The 22643-nt window shown below is 67.4% G+C and carries 20 protein-coding genes; 10 read left to right on the top strand and 10 right to left on the bottom strand.

Going from position 1 to position 22643, the window contains the following annotated elements; translation table 11 throughout:
- Window positions 1–52: 52 nt before the first annotated feature.
- The gene (locus tag QQK25_RS06795) at window positions 53–1801 is read right to left on the bottom strand and encodes an ATP-binding response regulator (RefSeq protein WP_284187257.1); all 1749 of its coding nucleotides are present in this window, start codon (window positions 1799–1801) and stop codon (window positions 53–55) included.
- Window positions 1798–2424 (bottom strand): response regulator, encoded by a 627-nt coding sequence (locus QQK25_RS06790; protein WP_284187256.1) that lies wholly within the window; start codon window positions 2422–2424, stop codon window positions 1798–1800. The genes QQK25_RS06795 and QQK25_RS06790 overlap by 4 nt, the downstream gene beginning before the upstream one ends.
- 289 nt (window positions 2425–2713) lie before the next feature.
- Between QQK25_RS06790 and QQK25_RS06785 the strand changes: the two genes are divergently transcribed.
- From QQK25_RS06785 to QQK25_RS06770, 4 genes are all read left to right on the top strand, one after another.
- Window positions 2714–3070, top strand: coding sequence for a hypothetical protein (locus QQK25_RS06785; protein WP_284187255.1), 357 nt, complete (start codon window positions 2714–2716; stop codon window positions 3068–3070).
- Window positions 3071–3078: 8 nt separating this feature from the next.
- Entirely contained in the window at window positions 3079–3819 is a 741-nt protein-coding gene (locus tag QQK25_RS06780; RefSeq protein ID WP_284187254.1) for a hypothetical protein, read from the top strand.
- A 36-nt stretch (window positions 3820–3855) separates the two neighbouring features.
- A complete protein-coding gene (locus tag QQK25_RS06775; protein WP_284187253.1) occupies window positions 3856–5766 on the top strand; it encodes an MAC/perforin domain-containing protein in 1911 nt (636 codons plus the stop codon).
- An 83-nt stretch (window positions 5767–5849) separates the two neighbouring features.
- Window positions 5850–6104, top strand: a complete 255-nt coding sequence (locus QQK25_RS06770; protein ID WP_284187252.1) for a hypothetical protein — start codon at window positions 5850–5852, stop codon at window positions 6102–6104.
- A 97-nt stretch (window positions 6105–6201) separates the two neighbouring features.
- Here QQK25_RS06770 and recQ read toward each other — a convergent pair whose 3' ends face one another.
- The 3 genes from recQ to QQK25_RS06755 form a co-directional block, all read right to left on the bottom strand.
- Window positions 6202–8016 (bottom strand): DNA helicase RecQ, encoded by a 1815-nt coding sequence (gene recQ, locus QQK25_RS06765; protein WP_284187251.1) that lies wholly within the window; start codon window positions 8014–8016, stop codon window positions 6202–6204.
- Window positions 8017–8043: 27 nt separating this feature from the next.
- Window positions 8044–9045, bottom strand: a complete 1002-nt coding sequence (locus tag QQK25_RS06760; RefSeq protein WP_284187250.1) for a PDDEXK family nuclease — start codon at window positions 9043–9045, stop codon at window positions 8044–8046.
- 72 nt (window positions 9046–9117) lie between these two features.
- The gene (locus tag QQK25_RS06755) at window positions 9118–9384 is read right to left on the bottom strand and encodes a hypothetical protein (RefSeq protein WP_284187249.1); all 267 of its coding nucleotides are present in this window, start codon (window positions 9382–9384) and stop codon (window positions 9118–9120) included.
- Between the two features lie 141 nt (window positions 9385–9525).
- On the opposite strand from QQK25_RS06755, the gene QQK25_RS06750 reads away from it, so the two are divergent.
- Window positions 9526–10467 (top strand): MBL fold metallo-hydrolase, encoded by a 942-nt coding sequence (locus QQK25_RS06750; protein ID WP_284187248.1) that lies wholly within the window; start codon window positions 9526–9528, stop codon window positions 10465–10467.
- 24 nt (window positions 10468–10491) lie between these two features.
- Here QQK25_RS06750 and QQK25_RS06745 read toward each other — a convergent pair whose 3' ends face one another.
- Both QQK25_RS06745 and QQK25_RS06740 read right to left on the bottom strand, forming a co-directional pair.
- Complete coding sequence (locus tag QQK25_RS06745) at window positions 10492–10908, bottom strand: YbaN family protein (protein WP_284187247.1); 417 nt, start codon at window positions 10906–10908, stop codon at window positions 10492–10494.
- A gap of 377 nt (window positions 10909–11285) precedes the next feature.
- Window positions 11286–11714 carry a TOBE domain-containing protein gene (locus QQK25_RS06740; protein ID WP_284187246.1) on the bottom strand — a complete coding sequence of 143 codons (429 nt, stop codon included), beginning with the start codon at window positions 11712–11714 and terminating at the stop codon, window positions 11286–11288.
- A 178-nt stretch (window positions 11715–11892) separates the two neighbouring features.
- Between QQK25_RS06740 and QQK25_RS06735 the strand changes: the two genes are divergently transcribed.
- The 5 genes from QQK25_RS06735 (at window position 11893) to QQK25_RS06715 (ending at window position 16931) form a co-directional block, all read left to right on the top strand.
- Window positions 11893–12720 (top strand): TOBE domain-containing protein, encoded by an 828-nt coding sequence (locus QQK25_RS06735; RefSeq protein ID WP_284187245.1) that lies wholly within the window; start codon window positions 11893–11895, stop codon window positions 12718–12720.
- A gap of 23 nt (window positions 12721–12743) precedes the next feature.
- Window positions 12744–13499 (top strand): molybdate ABC transporter substrate-binding protein, encoded by a 756-nt coding sequence (gene modA, locus QQK25_RS06730; RefSeq protein ID WP_284187244.1) that lies wholly within the window; start codon window positions 12744–12746, stop codon window positions 13497–13499.
- 7 nt (window positions 13500–13506) lie between these two features.
- Entirely contained in the window at window positions 13507–14196 is a 690-nt protein-coding gene (gene modB / locus QQK25_RS06725) for a molybdate ABC transporter permease subunit (protein WP_284187243.1), read from the top strand.
- Entirely contained in the window at window positions 14193–15269 is a 1077-nt protein-coding gene (modC, locus tag QQK25_RS06720; protein WP_284187242.1) for a molybdenum ABC transporter ATP-binding protein, read from the top strand. Before modB ends, modC begins: the two co-directional genes overlap by 4 nt.
- 87 nt (window positions 15270–15356) lie before the next feature.
- Window positions 15357–16931: an ATP-binding protein gene (locus tag QQK25_RS06715; protein WP_284187241.1), complete on the top strand. Its 1575-nt coding sequence runs from the start codon at window positions 15357–15359 to the stop codon at window positions 16929–16931.
- Here the strand turns inward: QQK25_RS06715 and QQK25_RS06710 are convergent.
- The 3 genes from QQK25_RS06710 to QQK25_RS06700 all read right to left on the bottom strand — a co-directional run bounded on the left by QQK25_RS06710 (window position 16928) and on the right by QQK25_RS06700 (window position 22530).
- Window positions 16928–18943, bottom strand: coding sequence for a TonB-dependent copper receptor (locus tag QQK25_RS06710; protein ID WP_284187240.1), 2016 nt, complete (start codon window positions 18941–18943; stop codon window positions 16928–16930). The two genes, QQK25_RS06715 and QQK25_RS06710, sit on opposite strands and share 4 nt — an antisense overlap.
- Window positions 18944–19076: 133 nt before the next feature.
- On the bottom strand, window positions 19077–20687 hold the full coding sequence (locus QQK25_RS06705) for a methyl-accepting chemotaxis protein (protein ID WP_284187239.1): 1611 nt from the start codon (window positions 20685–20687) through the stop codon (window positions 19077–19079).
- Window positions 20688–20916: 229 nt separating this feature from the next.
- Window positions 20917–22530, bottom strand: coding sequence for a methyl-accepting chemotaxis protein (locus QQK25_RS06700; RefSeq protein WP_284187238.1), 1614 nt, complete (start codon window positions 22528–22530; stop codon window positions 20917–20919).
- Window positions 22531–22643: the final 113 nt, after the last annotated feature.

Here is a 22643-nt window from a genome sequence, read left to right as displayed (position 1 = left end):
GATTCCCGACTTTATAGCGCAAGCGCATCGTGCGTGCAGGTAATCCGGACGCTCAGTCGGGGCGTGCCGGCGCCAGCTGCAGCACGGCCTCGAGGAGGGCTTCGGCGCTGATCGGCTTGTGCAGCAGCCGCACGCCGCCGGCCATGGCTTCGCGCAGGCGGTCGGGGGCGGTGTCGCCGGTCATCAGGATCGCCGGCGGCCGGCGCTGCAGGAACGCCCGGATTGCGTCGAGGGCCTGGTGCCCGGTGCGATGCCCGCGCAGGCGGTAGTCGGTGATGACCACCGCCGGTTCGAAGTCGTGCAGGCAGTCGATGGCGGCGGCTTCGGATTCGGCCGTCCGGCAGTCGCAGTTCCAGCTTTCCAGCAGCGCGCGCATGGCGCACAGGACGGTCTGGTCGTCGTCGATGACGAGCACCCGGAGCCGGTGCAGATCATGGGGCTGGTCCGTCGTGGCGGCGGCCGGCCACGGCGGGCTGGGCGCGTCGGTGTGACACGGGATGGCCACCCGGAACACCGATCCGCGTCCGGGGCGGGAGGCGAGGCTGAGCGCCAGATCCATGGTCCTGACCAGCTGGCGGACGATGGCGAGCCCCAGGCCGAGGCCGTGGCGTCGGTCGCGCTCGGGATTTCCGAGCTGGTGGAAGGCCTGGAAGATCGTCTCGTGCTGGGAGGCGGGAATGCCGATCCCGGTGTCCCACACCTCGATCACCGCCAGCCCCGCCCGGGGCCGTCGGCAGGCGATGAGGAGGCCGCCGCGCTCGGTGTAGCGGACCGCGTTGGCGATCAGGTTGCGCAGCACGAGCTCCAGGAGGCTCGGGTCCGTGTGGCAGATCGCCGGAGTGTCCCGCAGGCGGAACACCAGCTGCTTCTGCTCGGCCTGGGGGGCGAACTCGGCTTCGAGCTTGCGGAGCATCGGCTGGAGCGGGAAGGGCTGCGGGTTGGCCTCGATCACGCCCGCTTCCAGGCGGGAGAAGTCGAGCAGGGTGTTGAGCATTTCGCCGGCGGCCCGGGCGGCGCCGTCCATGTGGGTCAGCAGGTCGGTCTGGCCCTCGTCCAGCGGGGTGCGGCGGAGCGAGGCGATGAACAGCCCCAGGGCGTGCAGCGGCTGGCGCAGGTCGTGACTGGCCGCCGCCAGGAAGACCGATTTGGCGCGGTTCGCCTCTTCGGCGCGCAGGGTTTCGGCGCGCAGCTGCTCGACGAGCTCCAGGTTCTCGAAACGCAGCAGGATGGAGCGGCGGGCGACCAGCGCGTAGTTGCGGGCAAACACCGTGAGCACCAGCAGGTACAGCGGGATGCCGATCCACAGCCACAGATACTGCGCACTTCCGGCGATGAGCACGTAGGCCCACACGGGCAGGATGGCGGGGAAGAGGAAGCCGATGGCGACGGGCAGGCATGGCGAGAAGATCGACAGGGCCGCGGCGCTCATGCCGGCGATCAGGGCCAGGGCGGAGACCACCGACGGGGGCGACTCCAGATCCATGTACACGCAGCCGGCCAGGCCCCACAGGCTGCCGAGCACGATCAGCAGCGCGGTCATCCACCGGGCGTAGTCCTGGGCGCCTGCCGGCGTGACCCGTGCCGGGTTGCGCCTCCGCCACAGGTGACCGAAGGCGCAGGCGAGGCCCATCGCGGCGCACCACAGCCCGACATGGGCCGGCCCGCCGGACAGCAGGACGGCGCTGCCGAGGAGCACCGAGGCGAGGAAGCAGCCGAGCATGGCGATGCCGAAGCTCTGGTCTATCAGCGCCATCCCGGCGGCCAGCAGGTGGGGGGCGTCGAGGCGCAGGGGCGAGGTCATGGCGTCTGGCGAAGGAGCCCGCGGCGCTGGGCTTCCAGCACCGCCTCGATCCGGCTCGCCACGTTGAGGTGGGCGAGGATGGCGGCCACATGAACCCGCACGGTGTTCTCGGCCAGCCCCAGGTGACGGGCGATCACCTTGTTCGAGCGCCCCAGGCCGAGGTGGTGCAGGACTTCCAGCTGGCGCGGCGTGAGCGGGCCGGGCGAGCCCGAGCCCGGACGGCCCGCGGTGCGCGGCGCAGAGTAGGGCGGCGGGGCCTGGAGGCTCTGGGCGATGCTGGCTTCGATCTGCTCCGGCGTTGCCGATTTGGACAGGAAGCCGGAGACGCCGTAGCGGGTCGCCATCTCGGGCGTCCAGGCCTCGGTGGTGCCCGACACGACGATGATCCGCGCCGCCGGGAAATGCCGGTGGAGCACCTGCGTCCCTTCCAGCCCGCTCAGGCCGGGCAGCTGGAGGTCGAGCAGGATCAGATCGATGGCGGTGCGGCCGTGCTGCTCGACGGCCTCCATGACTGAGCCGGCTTCGAGGATGTCGGACGTTGGCAGGGTGTCGCCCAGCAACAGGCGCAGGCCGGTGCGGAAAAGGGTGTGGTCGTCGATCAGGAGCAATCGGTAGTGCTGCATCAATGGATTCTCCTCGCGCGGAGCCGGGGGCGCGGCGCTACAGGGACAGTGGGGAGGGAACGAGAAGAACGCGCGACCGGGGATCGGGAAGAGCGGCAATGGCCGCCGCCTCTAGTCGGGAAGGACTAGCCGTAGTCAATCCGGATTATGGCGGTTTTGGCTGATGACGTGAATACTCTTTTGGCATTGGCAGGGCGCTGTGATGCAGCAGCCATGCGCATGAAGCCTCAGGGCCAGGTGAGCGACAGGGTATGTCGCACAACTCAACACGTCACGAAAGGAAATGGACATGGTTTCGGAATCCGGTCAGGTGGAAAAGTACTATCAGTTCGCCGAGTGCCTCAACGACGGCGGTTTTGTGATGGATTTCGAGGTGTATCGGGGCGATGTCGCCGGCCGCCTCGATGGCGCGGGGGAGAACTGGAACAGCGGGCGCTATCCGATCGGGCAGCGGCGGAAGATCGATCTGGGCACCCTGCGTTTCAACGGCCAGCCGCCCGAGGTGGGCGACAGCCTGCAGATCTTCGTCCGCGTCGTGGCTGGCGTGGATAAGCGCGGGCCGGGTTTCCTGTACGCGCCGAACGGCCACACCGCGGTACAACGCGCGGCCGGCACGACCCTCTTCTATGGCATTGACCTGCTGTGAGCGGCGCCATGATCGAGATCAGTAGCGGCACCGATACGGAGTGGTTCCGGGTTCACCCGAACATGGAAGTGCAGTTCGGCCTGAACATGGCCGACGCGCTGGCGAAGCCCCGGAATCAGGATGCCACCCTGCGCATGATGACGAATGTGCGCCTGAGCGCCGGCGGCAACGCGGCTGTGGAGGGGCGGCTGTTTCCCCATGCGGTCATCGCGCCGGCCAATGCGGCCCTGTCGATCCGGATCCGCTGTGCGGCGAAGGTGGGCTTCGGCTTCTCCATCCGCAGCAACGCCGAGACCGTCGTCGAGAAGCTCTACGCGGTCGATCGCGTAGACGAGAACGGGATGATGACGGCCACGATCCGGCGCTATCAGTCCTCGTCCGACCTGCTCACCATCGACTCGGCGCGTGCCCGGATCGACGGTGGCGTGTCGACCGGTGAGGCGATGGCGCACTGGAGCTGCGACATCGAGGCGTGGCCCGTCCTGCAGTATCTCGACCCCATCTCGGGGCGCGTGTACGACGAGCGGCATCCGCGCAATCTCGCCACGCCCCCCGCGCGCCCGGTGCGCCAGGCGCCACCGCCGCTCGCCGACGGGCTGGGCATGGCGACGGCGTCGTCGGGGGTGGGGGCCGGTGGTCTGTGGCGGGACGAGGGCGCGGAGCAGGTCTTCGAGCGCATCCAGGTGCAGAAGGAGAGCCCGCAGGAGCGGTTCGGGGTGTTGCATGTCACTTTCCTGGTGGCGCGCTGATGCCGGCGCAATGCCGGATTTCGGGGAAAAGCGGATATGACCAAGATTAGCGTCAAGATCATCAACGAGACGGATTCGACCAGGAACACCGTCCTGCAGTTCGAACGGACCCAGAGCCTCCAGGACGTGCGCGCCCAGCTGGTGAAGGAGCAGCTGATGAAGGACGGCGACGTCTTTCTCAGCGACGGCTTCGCGGTCGTCAAGGATAACGAGGCGGGCACCCAGATCGAGAGCCTGCTGGCCACGAAGGACGCGACGGAGCTGCGGCTCTCCATCCGGACGAGTGCGGCGGACATGCCGCCGGCGATGTACTCCTTCCAGCGCAAGAACGAGGGCGGCAAGCGTGCGTTCAAGCTGAAGCCCACCCTCACGCTGGCCGAGGTGCGCACCGCGCTGGGGGCCTGGCTGGGCGCGTCGGACCTGTTTCTGGGCCGCGACGGTAGCGAGATCGCCGTGGCCGAAGAGGGCGACTGGGCGCTGAAGGACATCGCCAGCGCCGAAGGCGTGGTGGCCGTGCACGACGCGGTGGCGGCCAAGCCCCAGGATGCGCGGCCCTTCACCTTCACCCGCAGCGTCGACGAGGAGAGCAAGTCCCTCAAGCTCAAGCCCGAGGACACCCTGGCCGCGGCGCGGACCGCGCTGGGAGCGTGGATCCAGAAGGACGACCACTTTGCCGACAAGGCCGGCGGCAAGGTGGCGCCGGATCAGGAGGCGGGCTGGACGCTGGGCGATGTCGAGGCGGAGAAGGGCGGTGTGCGGATCCTGTCGGCCAAGTCCGGCAAGCCGTCGGTCCGCCCCGGGCAGCCAGGCACGCCGTCCTTCGTCGACACCACCCGTCGCCCGCCGGCCTGGGGCCTGCCCGACGAGGGCTCGCCGCCCGATCTGCTGAAGGAGCTGGAGGTGCAGCTCAATGGCGCCGAGGTGGAGGTGCCGGAGCTGTTCACCAGCCTGAGCCTGGAGCAGGTCAAGGCGCTCTACACGATGCTCTACCTCAACCGGGGGCTGTACATCGGGCCGAACCCGCTCGACATGGATTTCACGCGGCGCTCGGACGATGCGCCGGTGGAGTACATCCACGAGAACCGCATCATGCGTTCGGCGCCGCCCAACTACTCGGCCTGCAGCGTGACCACGGCGACCGCGAGCCGCATCCTCAATGAGTTCCGCCAGCGCAGCGTGCATGCCGCCAAGGCCTCGGGGAGCTACGCCGGTTGCGGGATCGCCGCGGAGTTCCGGCACGACCTGGAAAAGCTCCAGCGTCAGGAGACCACGGACATCTTCCTGACCAACCAGACGCTGGTGCCCAAGGTGGTCCTGCTCTTCGACAGGGAGGCCGATCTGCGCTGTGCGCCGCGTTTCCAGGCGGCGGTCGAGAAGGTCTTCGAGACCTGCACCTCGCTGCCCCAGCAGTACGAGGCGCTGCATCGGGACGTGTTCAGGAAGTTCGGCTACTTCTACCCCTGCCGCGTGACGGTGGGCGGCAAGCTGCAGCGGAGCATGGTTGCAAAGTCGAACGCGAAGAGCGACCAGGAAAGCCTGCTGAACGAGTTCAACTTTGCGGCGAACGGCGAGTTCGAGACCGATTCCGGCACGGCCAAGTTCGACGTGGGCTATTCGTACAGCGACCTCAGCCAGAGCAAGCACAACACGCTCATGCAGCTCAAGGAGCAGCAGATGATCTCCATGGGCGGCAGCTCGAGTCTGGCACTGGACCCGAAGGATCTGGCGAAGTGGACGGGCAGCGTTGCCTCGGTCAAGTTCTGGGCGGTCATCAACAACGCCGACCTCGTCCCGGTGCTGTGCTTCCTGCCCGACGCCCTGGCCCAGCGCTGCGCCACGGTCATCGAGGAGCAGGCCCGCTCGGCCGTCACCGCCCGCTACACGGTGATGGACATGACGGCCTTTGCCCAGGTGATCTCATCGAAGGCTTTCGAGGCGCTGATCTGATCGCCTGCCCGTTTTATATCCCGCCGCAGCGATGCGGCCATTCGCTGGAACCGGATTCCAGTCCATTATCGAGGAGTGAAATGATGACGACCATAACCTTGATCCAGGCCGCCAAATGCGGTGCCGAAGGCATTGCGCAGATGACCGCCCGAGTGCCCGACAAGAAGACGGGGGAGGTGCGCAACCTGCAGCTGTCGGATCTGAAGAACGGACCGCTGGCGTTCCTGTGTACAAACTCCGTGACGGCCCTTGCCGGCGCCCGTGAGGTGGAGATTACCTACAACGCCAATTACGGGTCGGGTCACCAGACCATTCAGGTGAGTTCGGTCATCAGCTGATCCGCCTGATCTGCCCCGCGCCACGTGCGGGGCATGAAAAGCCGCCAGGCCGTGAAGGCCGGGCGGCTTTTGTCTTGCTGGCCTGACTTCAGGCGCCTTACCCCGCCTCGGCCAGCAGCGCGATGATGTCCTGCCCGTAGGCGTCGAGCTTGCGGTCGCCCACACCCGAGATGGTGGCCAGCGCGAGGATGCTGTCGGGGCGGCGGCGGGCGATGTCGCGCAGGGTAGCGTCGTGGAAGATCACGTAGGCCGGCACGTTGCGCTCCTTGGCGGTGCTGGCCCGCCAGGCGCGCAGTCGGCCCAGGAGCTCCGCTTCCTCGCCGGTGGCCTCGGGCCAGTCGGCGCTGCGGCGGGTGCCGTCCTTCTTCTTTTTGGTCGGGCTGGGATCGACGCGCAGGGTGAAGCCCGCCTCGCCGCGCAGGATCGGCCGCGCGGCCTCGGTGAGGGTGAGGGCGCCGTAGCGCTCGTGATCCACCGCCAGGGCGCCGTGGGCGACGAGCTGGCGGATCAGGGTGCGCCAGCCCTTGTCGTCGAGTTCGGTGCCGATGCCGAAGGTGCTCACCTGGTCGTGCTGCCACTTCTTCACGTTATCGGTGGCCTTGCCGATCAGCACGTCCACCACGTGGGCGGCGCCGAAGCGGCTGCCGGTGCGGAACACGCACGACAGCGCCTTGCGGGCCGATTCGCTGGCGTCGCGCACTTCGGGCGGGTTCAGGCAGGTGTCGCAGTTGCCGCAGGGGGCGGAGTCTTCGTCGAAGTAGCCGAGCAGGCGCTGGCGCCGGCAGCCGGTGGTTTCGCACAGGCCCAGCAGGGCGTCGAGCTTGGCGGTGGCGACGCGCTTCACCTCGTCGCTGGCCTCGCCCTGGTCGATGAAGCGGCGCTGCTGCACCAGATCGGCCACGCTGTAGGCCATCCAGGCTTCGGCGGGCTGGCCGTCGCGGCCGGCGCGGCCGGTTTCCTGGTAGTAGCCCTCGATGGAGCGGGGGAGATCGAGGTGAGCCACGAAGCGCACGTCGGGCTTGTCGATGCCCATCCCGAAGGCGATGGTGGCGACCATCACGATGCCGTCCTCGCGCAGGAAGCGGTCCTGGTTGATCGCCCGCTCGTCGGCCCCCATGCCCGCGTGGTAGGGCAGGGCGGCGATGCCTTTCTCCTGCAGCCACGCGGCGGTCTCGTCCACCTTCTTGCGGGACGAGCAATAGACGATGCCGGCTTCGCCCAGGTGGCCATCCTTGATGAAGGCGAGCAGCTGGGCGCGGGGGTTGTCCTTGGGGACGATGGTGTAGCGGATGTTGGGCCGGTCGAAGCTGGAGACGAACTCACGGGCGTCGGTGAGACGCAGGCGCTCGGCGATCTCGCGGCGGGTCTGGGCGTCGGCGGTGGCGGTGAGGGCGATCCGCGGGATCTGCGGGTAGCGCTCCTGGAGGATCGACAGCTGCAGGTATTCGGGCCGGAAATCATGGCCCCATTGCGATACGCAGTGGGCTTCGTCGATGGCGAACAGCGCCAACTGGCCGGCTTCGTGGAGGTGATCCAGAAGATCGAGGAAGCGCGGCGTGACGAGGCGCTCCGGCGCCACGTAGAGCAGATCCAGCGCGCCGGCGAGCATCGCCCGCTCGATCTCCATCGCCCGGTCGAAGCTGAGGCTGGAGTTGAGGAAATCCGCCGCCGCGCCCACTTCCTTCAGCGCGGAGACCTGATCCTGCATCAGCGCGATGAGCGGCGACACGACGATCGCCACGCCCGGGCGCAGCAGCGCGGGGATCTGGTAGCACAGGGACTTGCCGCCGCCGGTGGGCATCAGCACCAGGGCGTCGCCACCGGCGCTGACGTGTTCGACGATGTCTTCCTGCGGCCCGCGGAACTGGGTGTAGCCGAAGACGTGGAATAGGGTTTCGCGGGCGCGGCTCATAGGGGCGGGATTTTACCCCGGCCCGCCTCAGAACAGCCGGGAGAGATGGGTGGTCAGGCCGTTCAGGGTGACGAAAGTCAGTTCGTAGGTGCTGGAGAGGCCGGCCGCCTGCTCGTCGGTGAGGCCGGTGGCGCAGAGGATGAACTGGCTGCGGTCGATGCCGAGGCGTTTGCGCAGGCGCAGGTATTTGTCGATGTCCTGGCGGAACTCGCCGGTCTTGCACTCGATGCACACCGGCGTGTTGCCGTCGATGAGGAAGAAGACGTCAAGCTCGTGGAGGTCTTCGTTGGGGAAGATCACCGACAGCTGGCGGGCGCACGAGAAGCGCTGCCGGCGCTCGCGGAGCAGGCCCAGCACCTTCATGAAGGCGTACCACTCGAGCCATTCGCCGCCGAAGAAGCTGCGGATGGTCGGGGCCGACTGGATGGTGCCGCGGCCGATCTTCTCCTGCTTCTGGTAGAAATACTTGGCCAGGAAGGCGCAGTCGTAGAGGCGCTTGCAGAAGGCGTTGAGGGTTTGCCCGTCCTTCTGGCTGAGCTTGCCGAGGTTGAGGCTGAAATTGGGCACATCCTTCTGCTGACCCCAGCGGATCTTGTCCACGACTTCGCGCAGTTGGTCGTAGTTGTCGCCCAGCTCGACGGCGATCTCGTCGAAGAAGCCGGTGGTGTCCACCGCATCGTGGTTGGCGCGGATCTGGATCTGGCGGCGCTCGAACCACTGGAGCACGGCGGCGTGCTGGGCTTCGCTCGCCAGGTGGTCGGAGTTATGGATGTCGATGCTCAGATCGGTGCCGCCAGCCGCCGCGGCAGGGCTTTCATTGAGCGTGGGGAAGGCGCTCGCCTGCTGGGCCTTGAGGGTGTTGAGCTCGTCGCGCTGGCTGAAATACTGCTGGAGCACCTTCCGCACGAACAGGACGGTGTCGTAGACCGCCACCGGCTGGGTGCATTGGGGGCAGGCGATCTGCTGGCCGGTGAGCTCGCCGGGGACTTCGGCGACGTGGCCACATTTGTTGCAACGGAGGATTGCCATGGAAGCGGGGAAACGAAGACGGGTCGCCGGATTATGCCAACCCGCGCTTCGCGTGACGATATGCCGAAAGATCTAGGCTTTGGTGCCGTGGTGCTCGGCGACGTAGTGCCTGAGCACCGTCTTGAGCATGGCGGCGTGGGCGGTGTCGCCCTTTTCGCGGGCGTGGTGGATGTCGTCGATGATCATGCGGCGGATGCGTTTTTCACCGCTGGGCGTGTGGCAGAGGTAGCAACCCATTTCGACGGCGGCCATTTCGGGGATGTGTTCGTGCTCGGCAATGGCGAGGATTTCGTCCTCGGACAGATCGGACAGCTCGATGCAGTCTTGCAGCGTCAACATGGGTTTTCTCCTCTCGTCTTGTAAGTCTTTTTCTTACTTGACATTGGGCGCTTTTTTTGAAACTGAAACATTGATGTAACGCAATTGGGTGCCATACGCTGCCGAATGGATAGAATCGAATCTTTTCGTCAGGGGATCGTGATGCAGGGTTTGAGCGCTTTCGGTAACGGGATTTACGCCGTGGATTCGGGTTACACCGGCACGGACGTGGCGGCGATTCACCTGATCGAGGAGGGCGGCCGGGCGGCGCTGGTGGATACCGGCAACAACGACGCGCTGGTGCATGTGGAGCAGGCGCTGGCCGAGACCGGGCTGTCGCCCGAGGCGGTGGATTACGTGCTGCTGACCCACATCCACCTGGATCACGCCGGTGGCGCCGGGGCTTTCATCCGGGCGTTTCCCAACGCCAAGCTGGTGGTGCATCCGCGTGGCGCACGCCACATGGCCGAGCCGTCGAAGCTGTTTGCGGGCGTGTCGGCGGTGTATGGGCCGGAGCGGGCGAAGGCGCTCTACGGCGAGCTGATCCCGGTGCCGGCCGATCGCATTATCGAGGCCACCGACGGGCTGGAGCTGTCCCTCGCCGGGCGCACCATCCGCGTGTTCGACACGCCGGGCCACGCGCGCCATCACGTGTGCTATCTCGATACCAAAAGCCGCAGCTTCTTCACCGGCGACACCTTCGGGCTGTCCTACCGCCAGTTTGACGTGGATGGCCGGCCGAGCATCTTCCCGACCACCACGCCGGTGCAGTTCGAGCCCGACGCGATGCACGACTCCATCCGCCGCATGGAGGCCGAGCAGCCGGTGGCGATGTACCTCACCCACTACGCGCAGGTCACCGACGTGCCGCGCCTGGCGGCCGACCTGCACCGCCTGATCGACGCCCACGTGGCCATCGCCGAGCGTCACGCAGGGGCGGGCGAGGCGCGCAAGCAGCTGATCGAGGACGACATCTGGGCGCTGGTGGCCGAGGAGGCGAAGCGCGGCGGCTGGAAGACGTCGGAAGCCGAAACCCGACGCATCCTGGCCCTGGACGTTGAGCTCAACGCCCAGGGGCTGGATGTGTGGCTGGGCAGCCGCTGATCCGGATTACCTGAGTCGGCCGGGTCACTCCGGCCGGCTGGCGATGTAGAAGCCGGCAATGACCTGCGGCAGGCCGGCCGCCGCCAGGATCAGCGGCGTGGCGTAAAGCGCCCAAGTACAGGTGGCCAGCCCGAAGGCCAGCCCGGCCAGGGCGAAGTGCTTGCCACGACGGCTGATGCGGCCTTCCTCGATCCACGCCCGCACGTGGGCGCCGGCGCCGGGGACGGCGTACAGGCGCTGCTGCAGGCGCGGGCAGCTCTTGCTCCAGGCCCAGGCGGCGATGATCCAGAAGATGGTGGTCGGCAGCAGGGGCAGCACGAGGCCGACCGCGCCGACGGCAAAGCTGATGCCGCCCAGGATGAACAGGCCGTGGCGGCCGGCGCTTGCGAGCAGATCCCCGGAGGGGGCAGCGATGGAGGTGGCATCCTGGCAGCGGGGCATGGCGGCGATCCTGTCTTGTTGTTCTCGTTCCACGGTTCTCTCCCGGGGGCGATGGGCCCGGCAAGCGTTTGAGCGCCGGTCGGTGCCGGTGGTTCGCGCTGGCGAGGACCTCCCGAGAGCGTCTTCACACCGCCGTCGACGGTTGTCGATGCCCGGCTGTGATACTGGCGCCGGCTCTGCGGTGGTGTCGAAGCAAGTATCGATCTTCGCCGTGAATGGCTCCAGTTGAATTGATCTCTGATAGAAATAGCAGAGCGCTATTGCCGACGCCGGCTGCCGGATGCGCTATATGGCGGCAGATATAGAAAGGCGGGGCAGCGCGCCGTTCGGCGTTCCGCCCTGCACCATCCGCGCCGTGGTGACGAGGCTGCTGTCGTTCAGGCGCTGACGCCGACGATCACCGACGGAGCCTTGAAGATGGCTGCGGCCGGCAAGCCGACCTTCAGGCCCAGGGCGATCGAGCCTTCGTGGGTGATGGTGGCAAATACGCTGTCGCCACTCGGCAGGGCGATGGTCACGCTGCTGCTCACCGGGCCTTCGACGATGGCGCTGACGGTGCCTTCGAGGCGGTTGCGGGCGGACAGCTTCACGTCGGCACCATCGGCCAGCACCAGCACCGACGAGGCTTTGACGATGGCCTTGACGGCCTTGCCGGCAGCAAGGCCGAGCTCGGCCACGCTGTCGTTGGTGACGGTGGCGACAATCTTCTGGCCGCCGGGCAGGGCGATATCCACTTCGCTGTTGACGGCGCCCAGCTTGACCGCCCCGACGGTGCCATCAAAGACATTGCGCGCGCTGATTTTCATTTCATTGCTCCTGGTATGGGTGATTTTGCAGGCTGGCCTGACGAGCAGGCTGGCTCTGGTGCCCACTCTAGGAGCCCCGGCTGCATCGTTACAACCATAGCGCACTGCAGCATTTGTGGCCCGTTATTTGCTGGAGTACAGTACGCCACGCTGTATAGCCTGATATATAGGTAGATTCATGACAACCCGCCGCCCCATTCAGCACAAGCTTGTCGGAAAGCTGACAGTCGATACCGAGTTCGGCACCTTTCTCGGCGACACCCGCATCCGTCTGCTGGAATCCATCGACCGCTACGGCTCGATCTCCCAGGCCGCCAAGGCGGTGCCGCTTTCTTACAAGGCGGCGTGGGATGCGGTGGATGCGATGAACAACCTCGCCGAGGCACCGCTGGTGGAGCGCTCGGTGGGCGGCAGGCACGGCGGTGGCACGGCCCTCACCGACTACGGCCGGCGGGTGATCGCCATGTACCGGGCGGTGGAGCAGGAATACCAGCAGGCCATCGACCGTCTCTCCCAGCGCCTCGGTGGCGCCGAGGGCAGCACGGTGCGCGAGTTCCAGACCCTGCTGCGGCGCATGTCGATGCGCACCAGCGCGCGCAACCAGTTCGTCGGGGCGATCACCGGGCTGCGCGAGGGCGAGGTGAGCTTCGAGGTGCGTCTACGCCTCGACGACGCCAACGAGCTGGTCGCGGTCATCACCCGGGCCAGCGCCGAGAACCTGGAGCTCACCATCGGCAAGGAGGTGCATGCCTTCGTGAAGGCGCCGTCGGTGCTCATCATCACCGACCCGGCCGCGCGCACCACCGCCCGTAACCACCTGTGGGGCACGGTGTCGGCGATTCACGAGGGGCCGGTGAGCTCGGAGGTGACGATCACCCTGCCCGGCGGGCGCAACGTGACCTCGGTGGTGACCCACGACAGCATCGACAACCTGGAGCTGCAGGTGGGCTCCGAGGCCTGCGCGGTGTTCCAGGCCACGTCGGTGATCCTCGCCGTTTTCGACTGACTTCCAACCTGCCGGAGAGAATCATGAAACCCGTCCTTCACACCCTCGCCCTCAGTCTTGCCCTGGCGGGCGCGTCCTTCGCAGCCCAGGCCGACGAGGTGTCGGTGGCGGTGGCCGCCAACTTCACCGCGCCGATGCAGCGGATCGCCGCCGATTTCGAGAAGGCCACCGGCCACAAGGCCCAGCTGGTGTTCGGCTCCACCGGCAAGTTCTACGCCCAGATCAAATCCGGCGCGCCCTTCCAGGTGCTGCTGGCGGCCGACGACGAGACGCCGGCACGGCTGGTGAAGGAGGGCGACGGCGTGGCCGGCAGCCAGTTCACCTACGCCATCGGCAAGCTGGTGCTGTGGTCGCCCAAGCCGGGTTTTGTGGACGACAAGGGCGAGGTGCTGAAATCAGGCAAGTTCGAGCACCTGTCGATCGCCAACCCCAAGCTGGCGCCCTATGGACTGGCGGCGGTGGAGACGCTGAAGGCGCTGGGGCTGGCCGATGCGCTGCAGCCGAAGCTGGTGACCGGCGAGAGCATCGGCCAGGCCCAGCAGTTCGTGGTGTCGGGCAGCGCCGAACTGGGCTTCATCGCGTTTGCGCAGATCCACAAGGACGGCAAGCTCATCGATGGCTCGTACTGGCTGGTGCCGGGCAAGTATCACACCCCGATCCGCCAGGGCGCGGTGGTGCTCGACAAGGGCAAGGCCAGCCCGGCGGCCGCGGCGCTGATGGGCTATCTCAAGTCCGACGCCGCGAAGGCGGTCATCAAGGCCTACGGCTACGACCTGTGAGCACGCCATGGAACTGACCGCCGCGGACTGGTCGGCGATCCGCCTGACCGTTGAACTCGCCACCCTCGTCACGGTGCTGCTGCTCATCGTCGGCACGCCGCTGGCGTGGTGGCTGGCGCGAACCCGGTCGCGGCTGCGCGGGGTGGTGGGGGCGGTGGTCTCGCTGCCCATCGTGCTGCCGCCCACGGTGCTCGGTTTTTACCTGCTGGTGGCCATGGCGCCGGACGGGCCGGTGGGGCGGCTCACCCACGCCCTTGGCATCGGCGGGCTGCCGTTCACCTTTGCCGGGCTGGTGGTGGCGTCGGTGATCTATTCGCTGCCCTTCGTCGTGCAGCCCATCCAGAACGCCTTTGCGGCGATGGGCGAGCGGCCGCTGGAGGTGGCCGCCACCCTGCGGGCCTCGCCCCTGGCGGCCTTCTTCACGGTGGCGCTGCCGCTGGCAAAGCCCGGCTTCATCACCGCTGCGATCCTCGGTTTTGCCCACACGGTGGGCGAGTTTGGCGTGGTGCTGATGATCGGCGGCAACATTCCGGGCAAGACCCAGGTGCTGTCGATGCAGATCTACAACCACGTGGAGGCGCTGGAATACGCCCAGGCCCACGGCCTTGCCGCCGGCCTGCTGGTGTTCTCGTTCGCGGTGCTGCTGGGGCTTTATGTGCTCGGCGGGGCGCGCAGTACGTCGGGGTTCGGATCATGAGCGGGCTGTCGATCCGGGCCCGGCTGCCCCTGGCCGATTTTGCGCTGGACGTGGATCTCGCCCTGCCCGGGCGGGGCGTGACGGCGCTGTTCGGCGCTTCGGGTTCGGGCAAGACGACCCTGCTGCGCTGCGTGGCCGGCCTCGCCCGGGCGGCGGGGCGGGTCGAGGTGAATGGCGAGCTGTGGCAGGACGACGCCCGGCGCATCTGCCTGCCCACCCACAAGCGGGCGCTGGGCTATGTGTTTCAGGAGGCGAGCCTGTTTGCCCACCTGTCGGTGCGCGACAACCTGGCTTTCGGCCAGAAGCGCATTGCGCCAGCCGAGCGGCGGGTGAGCCACGATGCAGCGGTGGAGCTGCTGGGCCTCGGCCATCTGCTCGACCGCAGCCCGGAGCGCCTCTCCGGCGGCGAACGGCAACGGGTGGCGATCGCCCGGGCGCTCCTCACCAGCCCGCGGCTGTTGCTGATGGACGAGCCGCTTGCGGCGCTGGATGCGGCCCGCAAGCAGGAGATCCTGCCGTATCTGGAGCGCCTCCACGACGAGCTGGCGATTCCGGTGATCTACGTGAGTCATTCGATGGACGAGGTGCTGCGGCTTGCCGATCACTTGGTGCTGCTGGAGCAGGGCCGGGTGCGGGCCAGCGGGCCTTGTCGCGAGCTGCTGGCCCGGCTCGATCTGCCCATCGCCCTCGACGAAGAGGCCGCGGTGCTGGTCGATACCACCGTGGCCGCCCACGACGAGGCCTATCAGCTCACCCGGCTTGCGTTCGCCGGCGGCAGCATTCAGGTCACCCGCAAGGCGCTGGCGGTGGGCGCCCCGGCGCGGCTGAAGATCCAGGCCCGGGACGTGAGCATCGCGCTGGCGGCCGACAATCCGTCGAGCATCGTCAATCGCCTGCCGGCGCGGATCTGCGGTTTTGCCCCGGCGGCCCACCCGGCCCAGTGCCTGGTTCGCCTGGATGCGGCGGGTACGCCGTTGCTGGCACGCATCACCCGGCTGTCGAAGGACCAGCTCGGTCTTGTCGAGGGCATGGACGTGGTGGCGCAGATCAAGTCGGTGGCGCTGGTGGGCTGACGCGCCAGCGGTTCAGAACGGCCCCGCGATGTCGTTAAACGGCCGTCGGCGACGCTCGTCGCCAAACCGGAATTGCCCCTGTTTGAGATGAAAGAGCCGTCCGTTCAGGCGGTAGCCGCCCCTCGCCGGGTTTCCCGCTTCGTGCGCGAGCGGGTGTGGTGGCTGGCCCTGCTGGTGGTCTGGGGGGCCGTGGTCGGCTTCTCGCTGGAGGTTCAGGTTGCGCGCATCCGCGAGCAGTCCATCCAGGTGGGCATCGAGGGTGCCCGCAACATGTTCCGGATGGTCATGCTGACCCGCAACTGGAACGCCTCCCACGGCGGCATCTACGTGCCGGTGACACCCGAAACTCCGCCCAATCCCTATCTCGAACACCCCCGCCGCGACGTGACGACCACCGACGGCCAGCAGCTCACGATGGTGAATCCGGCCTACATGACGCGCCTGATCGCCAGCATGGCGGCCAGCGACGGCGGCGTGGAGTTCCGCCTCACCAGCCTGCGCCCGATCCGCCCGGAGAACATCGCCGACCCCTGGGAGCGCCAGGCGTTGGAGCGCTTCGAGCGCGGCGAGGTGGAGACCACCGGCGTCGAGCACGGCCCGAAGGGCGAGATGCTGCGCTACATGGCGCCCCTGAAGGTGCAGGAGAGCTGCCTCGCCTGCCACGCCAGGCAGGGCTACAAGCTGGGCGACGTCCGCGGTGGCATCAGCGTCACCCAGCGCTTCGCGCCCATCGAGGCGACCACCCGCGCCGGCATCCGCCAGACCAGCCTGGCCCACGCGGCGGCGTTTGCGGTGGTCTTCCTGGGCGGCTGGGCCTTGCTGGAGGCGCTGCGCCGGCGCTGGCTGGAGCTGGACGGCAAGATCGCCGAACTGGAAGCGGCCCACAGCCAGCTGCTGCAGTCCGAGAAGATGGCGTCCATCGGCGTGCTGGCGGCGGGCGTGGCCCACGAGATCAACAACCCGGTGGGCTTCGTGAGCTCGAACCTCTCCACCCTCAAGGGCTACAACGCCTCGATGATCGCCCTGCTGGAGCGCTGCCGCACCGGTGAGGCGACCGAGGCGGATTTTGCCGCCGCCGAGTTCGATTACCTGAAGGACGACATCCCGGCCCTGCTTGGCGAATCCCGCGACGGGCTCGACCGGGTGCGCAAGATCGTGGCCGACCTGAAGGATTTCTCGCGGGTCGATCAGGCCGAATGGCAGGAGGCCGACCTCAACGCCGGCATCGAATGCACCCTCAACGTGGTGTGGAACGAGCTGAAGTACAAGGCCGAGGTGGTGCGCGAGTACGACCCGGCGTTGCCCCGCGTGCCCTGCCTGGCGGCGCAGATCAATCAGGTGGTGATGAACCTGCTGATCAACGCCGCGCAGGCCATCACCGAGCGCGGCACCATCACCGTGCGCACGGGCCACGACGATGCGTTGGTGTGGATCGAAGTGGCCGACACCGGCGTCGGGATGCCGCCCGAGGTGCAGCGGCGCATCTTCGACCCCTTCTACACCACCAAGCCGGTGGGCAAGGGCACGGGCCTGGGCCTGTCGATCTCCTACGACATCGTGGCCCGCCACGGCGGCCGCATCGAGGTGACGAGCGTGCCGGGCGCGGGGACGACCTTCCGGGTGAGCCTGCCGCTGGCGGGCAGGCCGGCCGAGTCCGCCTAACGCAGCTCGAAGTTCGCCTTCAGCCAGAGGGTGCGGCCGGGCTCGTTAACCCGCGTGGTCTGGGTGAAGCCACCGATGCTGGCGCCACCGCGGCTGATGAACTCGGCGTAGGTCTTGTCGAACAGATTGTCGATGCCGGCGCTGATGAGCGTGCCCTTGGCCGGGCGATAGCCGCCATTGACCGAGAAGATCGCAAAGCCGGCCGAGCTGCCGATGTCCTGCCCGACGATGTTGCCGTAGCCGGTGTCGTAGCGCTTCTGGCCCTGCACCAGACGCAGCAGGGCGCCGCCGCTCCAGGTGCGGTCGTCGTAGCCGGCGCCCAGGCGGGCCTCCAGCGGGGCGATCTGCGACAGCGGCTGGCCGGTGCTGTCGTTTTCGCCGTGGGTCCAGGCGAGGGTGGCATAGGTCTGCCAGAAGGTGGCGAGGCGGTAGCTCAGGTCGCCTTCGAGGCCGTAGGTGGTGGCGTCGATGTTGAGCGCGTCGCTGGCGTAGGCGTCGATGCGGCGGATCTGGATGAAATCCTTGTGCTTCGCGTAGAAGGCTGAAATGGAGGCCCGGAGCCCGCCGGCGGCGTAGATGGCACCGGTGTCGAGCTGGGTGGTCTTTTCGGGTTTGAGCAGGAAGGTGCTCGCGCTGCCGCTGCTCATTGCGGTGGCCGCGGGTGACTTGCTGCGCTCCCAGTAGTCGGCAGCACGCTCGCTGTGGCCCAGGCCGGCGAAGAGGGTGGTGGTGGGGGCGTAGGCGTTCTCCCAGCGCAGGAAGCCGGCCTTGAGGGTGTCCTTGTCGGTCTGGCCCGAGGTGCTGCGGCCGCTGCGCTTGTCTTCGGCCTCGCTGAAATCCACCCGCGCGCCGCCCAGCAGGCGGTGGGTGGCGTCGAGTTCGTGGGCGACTTCGGCGAAGGCGCCCCAGCTGGAGAACTGCATGTCGGCCACCCGGGGCTTGCCGGCGTAGCTGGCGACGGCGGCGCCGCTGGCGGTGCGCAGGGTGTGCTCGTTGCGCTGGAAGTCCAGCCCGGTCTCGAGGCTGGTGCGGGGCGACAGATCCAGCGTGGCGGCGATGCGCCCGCCCTGGGTCTGGCGATCCGGGTTGCTCACCATCTTCATCATCGGCGGCGTGCGCAGGGTGTAGTTGTCCATCACGTGATCCACGTAGTTGTGATAGACCTGCGCCTCCAGTCTGGCCAGCAGCGGGCTGATGCGCTGCTTCTCGAACTTCAGCCCGACGTTGCTGCGGTCGAACTTGACGCCGTCCATCGAGCGGTCGGCGTAGGCGGCGCGGCCGTCGCTGCGGGCGAAGGTGAGTTCGAGCCGGGTGTCGGCGTCGGGCGTCCAGCCCAGGGCGCCGTTGGTGCTCCAGCGGTCGTAGGCCGAATGCACGCTGCGGCCCTTGCCGTCGCGGTAGTCCTGGGCGTGGGAGTGGGTGCCGGTGAGCTCGCCGTAGAAGCGCTCGTTGCCGACGCCGGCCTCGAACATCTGATCGTTGCGCCCGAAGTTGCCCACCAGCAGGCTGGCGTCGGCGTAGGCCGAGTAGCCGCTGCGCACCTTGGGGCTGCGCTCGAAGCGCACCACGCCAGCGCTGTTGCCGGGGCCGTACTTCACCGTCTGCGGGCCCTTCAGCACGGTGATGCGGTCGAAGGCTTCGGGGAAGACGTAGGCGGTGGGCGGGTCCATGCGCATGCCGCAGCCGCCGAGGATCATCTCGCCGTCGAGCAGGATGCCCAGCCGCGAGGCGGCCATGCCGCGGAACACCGGATCGCCGTCGGTGCCGCCCTTGCGGATCACCGAGAAGCCGGGGATGGTCTTGAGGTAGTCGGCGCCGTCATGGGCGGGCACCGGCTGGCGCGGGGCGCGGGGATCGGTGGTGACGGTGAGCGGCGCTTCCATCGCCGGCGCGGTGACGACCACCTGGCCGAGGGTTTCGGGCTGGGCGGCGAGGGCAGGCAGGCTGCAGGCGAAGGCGCTGGCGAGGGCCAGCGGAAGGACGGCGGGCCGGTGCGGAACACGGCGGATCATGGTGACGCTCCCTGTTATTTGGCAAGAGCGCGCACCTTAAATCCCGGCCTACCGAAAATGGTTGATGGATCGCAAAATTACGCACCAAAACGGTGCGTCATAGTGTCGCAGCCTGATCTGGCAGGCCTGTCGCTCAGACGCGGAAACGGGCCACGCTGGACTTGAGGCTGTCCGAAACAGTCACCAGCCGGTGGGCCGTGCCGGCCACCGAGGCCACCGCGGCGGAGTTCTCCTCCGACATCTGGGCGATGGCTTCGACGTTGCGGGCCAGCTCGGTGGAGGCACCGCGCTGCTCGCGCAGGGCGTCGCTGATGCTCTCGATCGCGCCCTGCATGGTGCTGGCCGAGTCGCGGATGCTGCCCATCGAATCGCTGGCCGCGCCGGCCGAGGCGACCACCTCGGTGACCAGCGCGCGGTTGGACTGCATGCTCGTCACCGCGCCCACCGCGCCCTGCTGGATGGTGCTGATGACGGTGCTGATCTCCCGCACCGAGCTGGTGGTGCGTTCGGCGAGCTTGCGCACCTCGTCGGCCACCACCGCAAAGCCGCGGCCCTGTTCGCCGGCGCGGGCGGCTTCGATGGCGGCGTTGAGGGCCAGCAGGTTGGTCTGGTCGGCCACTTCGCGGATCACCACGGTGATCGAGTCGATCTGGCGGACCTGCTCCGACAGGGTCTGGATCTGCTCGGCGGTGCTCTCCACCTGGGAGGCGATCTGGTTGATCTTGATGGCGGCCGCGTCGACGCCACGGCCGCTTTCGGCGGCCCGGCTGCCGGCTTCCGCTGCGCGGTGGCTGGCGTCCTCGGCGCTGTTGCCCACGTGGTCGATGCTCACGGTCAGTTCTTCAACCGCGGCGGCGGCCGAGGCGGTGGCGGCCGACTGCTGCTCGCTGCTCACCGAGACCTGCTGGGCTGCGGTGGACAGCTGTGTCGCCGAGCCGGCCACTTCGTTGGAGTTGTTGACGACGGCCGTGATGGTGTTGGCCAGCTCGGTGCGCATCTTTTCGAGGGCGCCCAGCAGCTGGCCGATCTCGTCGTGGTTACGGGCGAGCTGGCCGGCGGAGGTCAGATCGCCGTTGGCGATCCGCTCGGCCATCCGGTTGGCGTCATCCAGGCGGGTGGTGATGCTGCGGGCGATGCCCCGGCCGATCAGCATGAAGATCAGGCTGGCGGCGATCGGCAGCGCAGCGGCGATCCAGTTGGCACTGGCCTTGGTGGCCGCGCCGCCCTCAGTGGCTTCCCGGCTCAGTTTCTCGTTGAGGCGCATGTGGGCGCTGAGCTGATCGTCGAAGCGCAGGGCGGAGGCCACGTTCTTGACCAGCAGGGCCTGGGCCTCGGCGTTCTGGCCGGCCTTGGCCAGGGCGAGGGCTTCGTCGATGTGCTTGTTGTATTCGGCAAGGGCGGTGCGTTCGCTCTCCAGCAGCTGGCGGTCTTCGTCGTTGGCGACGAGCGGCTCATAAGCCTTCAGGGCCTTGTCCATGTGAGCACGTGCCTCGGCAATCAGCTTCTCGAGGGAGGCCCGGTCGGCCGGATCGGTCTGGATGGTGAAGCGGTACGCGCGCACGCGGAGTCGTCCGAACTCGGATGTCATGGTGTTGAGCAGCTGAATGCTGGGCACCACGTTCTCGTTACCGAAGTTGGCGGCGTTGTAGACGCGGTGCATCTGATAGGCGTTGATGCCGGCGAGGGTCAATAGGCTGGCGATGGCGATGCCCACGAGGAGCAACAGGCGGTTTGATATGGTCATGGTCGGCGTCTCAGCATCGGGCGGCGAAGGGGGTCGCCGGGTCGGCGTGGCAATAACGCCAGCTACGGCACCGCCGGGCCGAACTTGATGAAATGACCATTAAATTTCCCGAAAGAGGTGGGTTTTGTATCTCTTTCTGGGTAACCGCAAATCCGGTTGCTCAAGTTGGGCGCCACAAAACCCTGCGGCCGCCCGAAGGCGGCCGCAGGGTACCGGGCAAAACGGGCTGCTACACCCTGAAGCGGGCCACGCTCGATTTGAGGTGGTCCGAGACGCTGACGAGGCGGTGGGCCGTATCGGCTACCGAGGACACCGCGGCGGAGTTCTCCTCCGACATCTGGGCGATGGCTTCCACGTTGCGGGCCAGCTCGGTGGAGGCGCCGCGCTGCTCGCGCAGGGCGTCGCTGATGCTCTCGATCGCGCCCTGCATCGTGTGGGCGCCGTCACGGATGCTGCCCATCGAATCGCTGGCGGCGCCCGCCGAGGACACCACCTCGCCCACCAGGGTACGGCTCGATTGCATACTGGTCGCGGCACCGATGGCGCCCTGCTGGATGGCGCTGATGACATTGCTGATCTCGCGCACCGAGCTGGTGGTGCGTTCGGCGAGCTTCCGCACCTCGTCGGCCACCACCGCAAAGCCGCGGCCCTGCTCGCCGGCGCGGGCGGCTTCGATGGCGGCGTTGAGGGCCAGCAGGTTGGTCTGGTCGGCCACTTCGCGGATCACCACGGTGATCTTGTCGATCTGCTGGACCTGCTCGGAGAGCTGCTGGATCTGGCTGGAGGTGTTCTCCACCTGATCGGCCACCTTGCCGATCTTGTCGGCGGCGGCGGCCACTTCGGCGCCGCTGTTGGCCGCCTGACGACCCGCCTCGATGGCGCGTTCGTTGGCTTCGTCGGCGCTGGAGCCCACGTGGTCGATGCTCACCGTCAGCTCTTCCACCGCGGCGGCGGCAGAGGCCGTGGATGCCGACTGCTGTTCGCTGCTCACCGACACCTGATGGGCGGTGGCCGAAAGCTCGGTGGCTGAGCTGGCCACCTGATTGGAATTGGCGATGACGCCGCTGATCGTCTGGGCCAGCTCGGCGCGCATCTTCTCGAGGGCGGACAGGATCTCGCCGATCTCGTCATCGGCACCGCCGGAGGTCCGCGCGGCCTGGCGCAGATCGCCTTCAGCGATGCGTGCGGTCATGGCGTTGGCTTCTGCAATTCGGCTGGTGATGCTGCGGATGGTCAGCAGGCTGATGGCGATCATCGCCGCCGCGCCGACACCCAGGATGCCGAAGGCGATCCAGGTGGCGGAATCCTTGGTGGCAATGGCTTCTGCCGCCGAGCGCTTGCCGAGTTCCTCGTTGTACTTCATGTGTGCTTCGAGGGTTTCGATGAACTTGACCGCCTCGGGCTGGATCTTCTTCATTTGGGCCCGCGCCTCGTCAGTGCGGTTTTCCCGGGAAACCACCAGCACGCTGTCCACGGCCTTGTTGTACTCGACGATCGCCACCTTTTCGGCTTCGAGCAGGCGCTTGTCTTCCGCGTCGCTGATGAGATCCTGGTACTTACTGAGGGTTTGATCAATCCAGCCACGGGCCTCGTTGATCGACTTGTCGATCTCGGCCTTTTCTGCAGCTTCGGTGGCCAGCACATGCCGATACACGCGCAGGCGCAGGCGACCGAATTCGGTGGAAACCTTGTTCAGCGTTTCGAGGCTTGGCACGACATTGACTGTTGCGTAGTTCGTCGCGTCGAACACCTTGTTCATCTGGTAATAGTTGATGAAGGTGAGCGTCAGCAGGCTGGCTAAAGCAGCGCCGACGAGCAGCAGAAGTCGTTTGGCGATGGTCATGGCTATCCCCGGGGTGGCAGTTTGTCAGATGAGTTGCCGCGGCCAAGGGGTCCTCCAACAGGCCGCGCTAATATTTGGTAACGACGATCGCCCGTATAACTTTAGTTGTAGTG

It is taken from the genome of Zoogloea oryzae (assembly GCF_030161255.1).
GTDB lineage: Bacteria > Pseudomonadota > Gammaproteobacteria > Burkholderiales > Rhodocyclaceae > Zoogloea > Zoogloea oryzae.
Note: the sequence above shows the minus strand (reverse complement) of the source record. Positions and strands in the feature narration are given on the sequence as shown.

What these genes read in the sequence shown, in the direction of transcription:
- QQK25_RS06795 (WP_284187257.1), bottom strand. Translation starts at nt 1,801, where the DNA reads ATGACCTCGCCCCTGCGCCTCGACGCCCCCCACCTGCTGGCCGCCGGG.
- QQK25_RS06790 (WP_284187256.1), bottom strand. Translation starts at nt 2,424, where the DNA reads ATGCAGCACTACCGATTGCTCCTGATCGACGACCACACCCTTTTCCGC.
- QQK25_RS06785 (WP_284187255.1), top strand. Translation starts at nt 2,714, where the DNA reads ATGGTTTCGGAATCCGGTCAGGTGGAAAAGTACTATCAGTTCGCCGAG.
- QQK25_RS06780 (WP_284187254.1), top strand. Translation starts at nt 3,079, where the DNA reads ATGATCGAGATCAGTAGCGGCACCGATACGGAGTGGTTCCGGGTTCAC.
- QQK25_RS06775 (WP_284187253.1), top strand. Translation starts at nt 3,856, where the DNA reads ATGACCAAGATTAGCGTCAAGATCATCAACGAGACGGATTCGACCAGG.
- QQK25_RS06770 (WP_284187252.1), top strand. Translation starts at nt 5,850, where the DNA reads ATGACGACCATAACCTTGATCCAGGCCGCCAAATGCGGTGCCGAAGGC.
- recQ (WP_284187251.1), bottom strand. Translation starts at nt 8,016, where the DNA reads ATGAGCCGCGCCCGCGAAACCCTATTCCACGTCTTCGGCTACACCCAG.
- QQK25_RS06760 (WP_284187250.1), bottom strand. Translation starts at nt 9,045, where the DNA reads ATGGCAATCCTCCGTTGCAACAAATGTGGCCACGTCGCCGAAGTCCCC.
- QQK25_RS06755 (WP_284187249.1), bottom strand. Translation starts at nt 9,384, where the DNA reads ATGTTGACGCTGCAAGACTGCATCGAGCTGTCCGATCTGTCCGAGGAC.
- QQK25_RS06750 (WP_284187248.1), top strand. Translation starts at nt 9,526, where the DNA reads ATGCAGGGTTTGAGCGCTTTCGGTAACGGGATTTACGCCGTGGATTCG.
- QQK25_RS06745 (WP_284187247.1), bottom strand. Translation starts at nt 10,908, where the DNA reads ATGCCCCGCTGCCAGGATGCCACCTCCATCGCTGCCCCCTCCGGGGAT.
- QQK25_RS06740 (WP_284187246.1), bottom strand. Translation starts at nt 11,714, where the DNA reads ATGAAAATCAGCGCGCGCAATGTCTTTGATGGCACCGTCGGGGCGGTC.
- QQK25_RS06735 (WP_284187245.1), top strand. Translation starts at nt 11,893, where the DNA reads ATGACAACCCGCCGCCCCATTCAGCACAAGCTTGTCGGAAAGCTGACA.
- modA (WP_284187244.1), top strand. Translation starts at nt 12,744, where the DNA reads ATGAAACCCGTCCTTCACACCCTCGCCCTCAGTCTTGCCCTGGCGGGC.
- modB (WP_284187243.1), top strand. Translation starts at nt 13,507, where the DNA reads ATGGAACTGACCGCCGCGGACTGGTCGGCGATCCGCCTGACCGTTGAA.
- modC (WP_284187242.1), top strand. Translation starts at nt 14,193, where the DNA reads ATGAGCGGGCTGTCGATCCGGGCCCGGCTGCCCCTGGCCGATTTTGCG.
- QQK25_RS06715 (WP_284187241.1), top strand. Translation starts at nt 15,357, where the DNA reads ATGAAAGAGCCGTCCGTTCAGGCGGTAGCCGCCCCTCGCCGGGTTTCC.
- QQK25_RS06710 (WP_284187240.1), bottom strand. Translation starts at nt 18,943, where the DNA reads ATGATCCGCCGTGTTCCGCACCGGCCCGCCGTCCTTCCGCTGGCCCTC.
- QQK25_RS06705 (WP_284187239.1), bottom strand. Translation starts at nt 20,687, where the DNA reads ATGACCATATCAAACCGCCTGTTGCTCCTCGTGGGCATCGCCATCGCC.
- QQK25_RS06700 (WP_284187238.1), bottom strand. Translation starts at nt 22,530, where the DNA reads ATGACCATCGCCAAACGACTTCTGCTGCTCGTCGGCGCTGCTTTAGCC.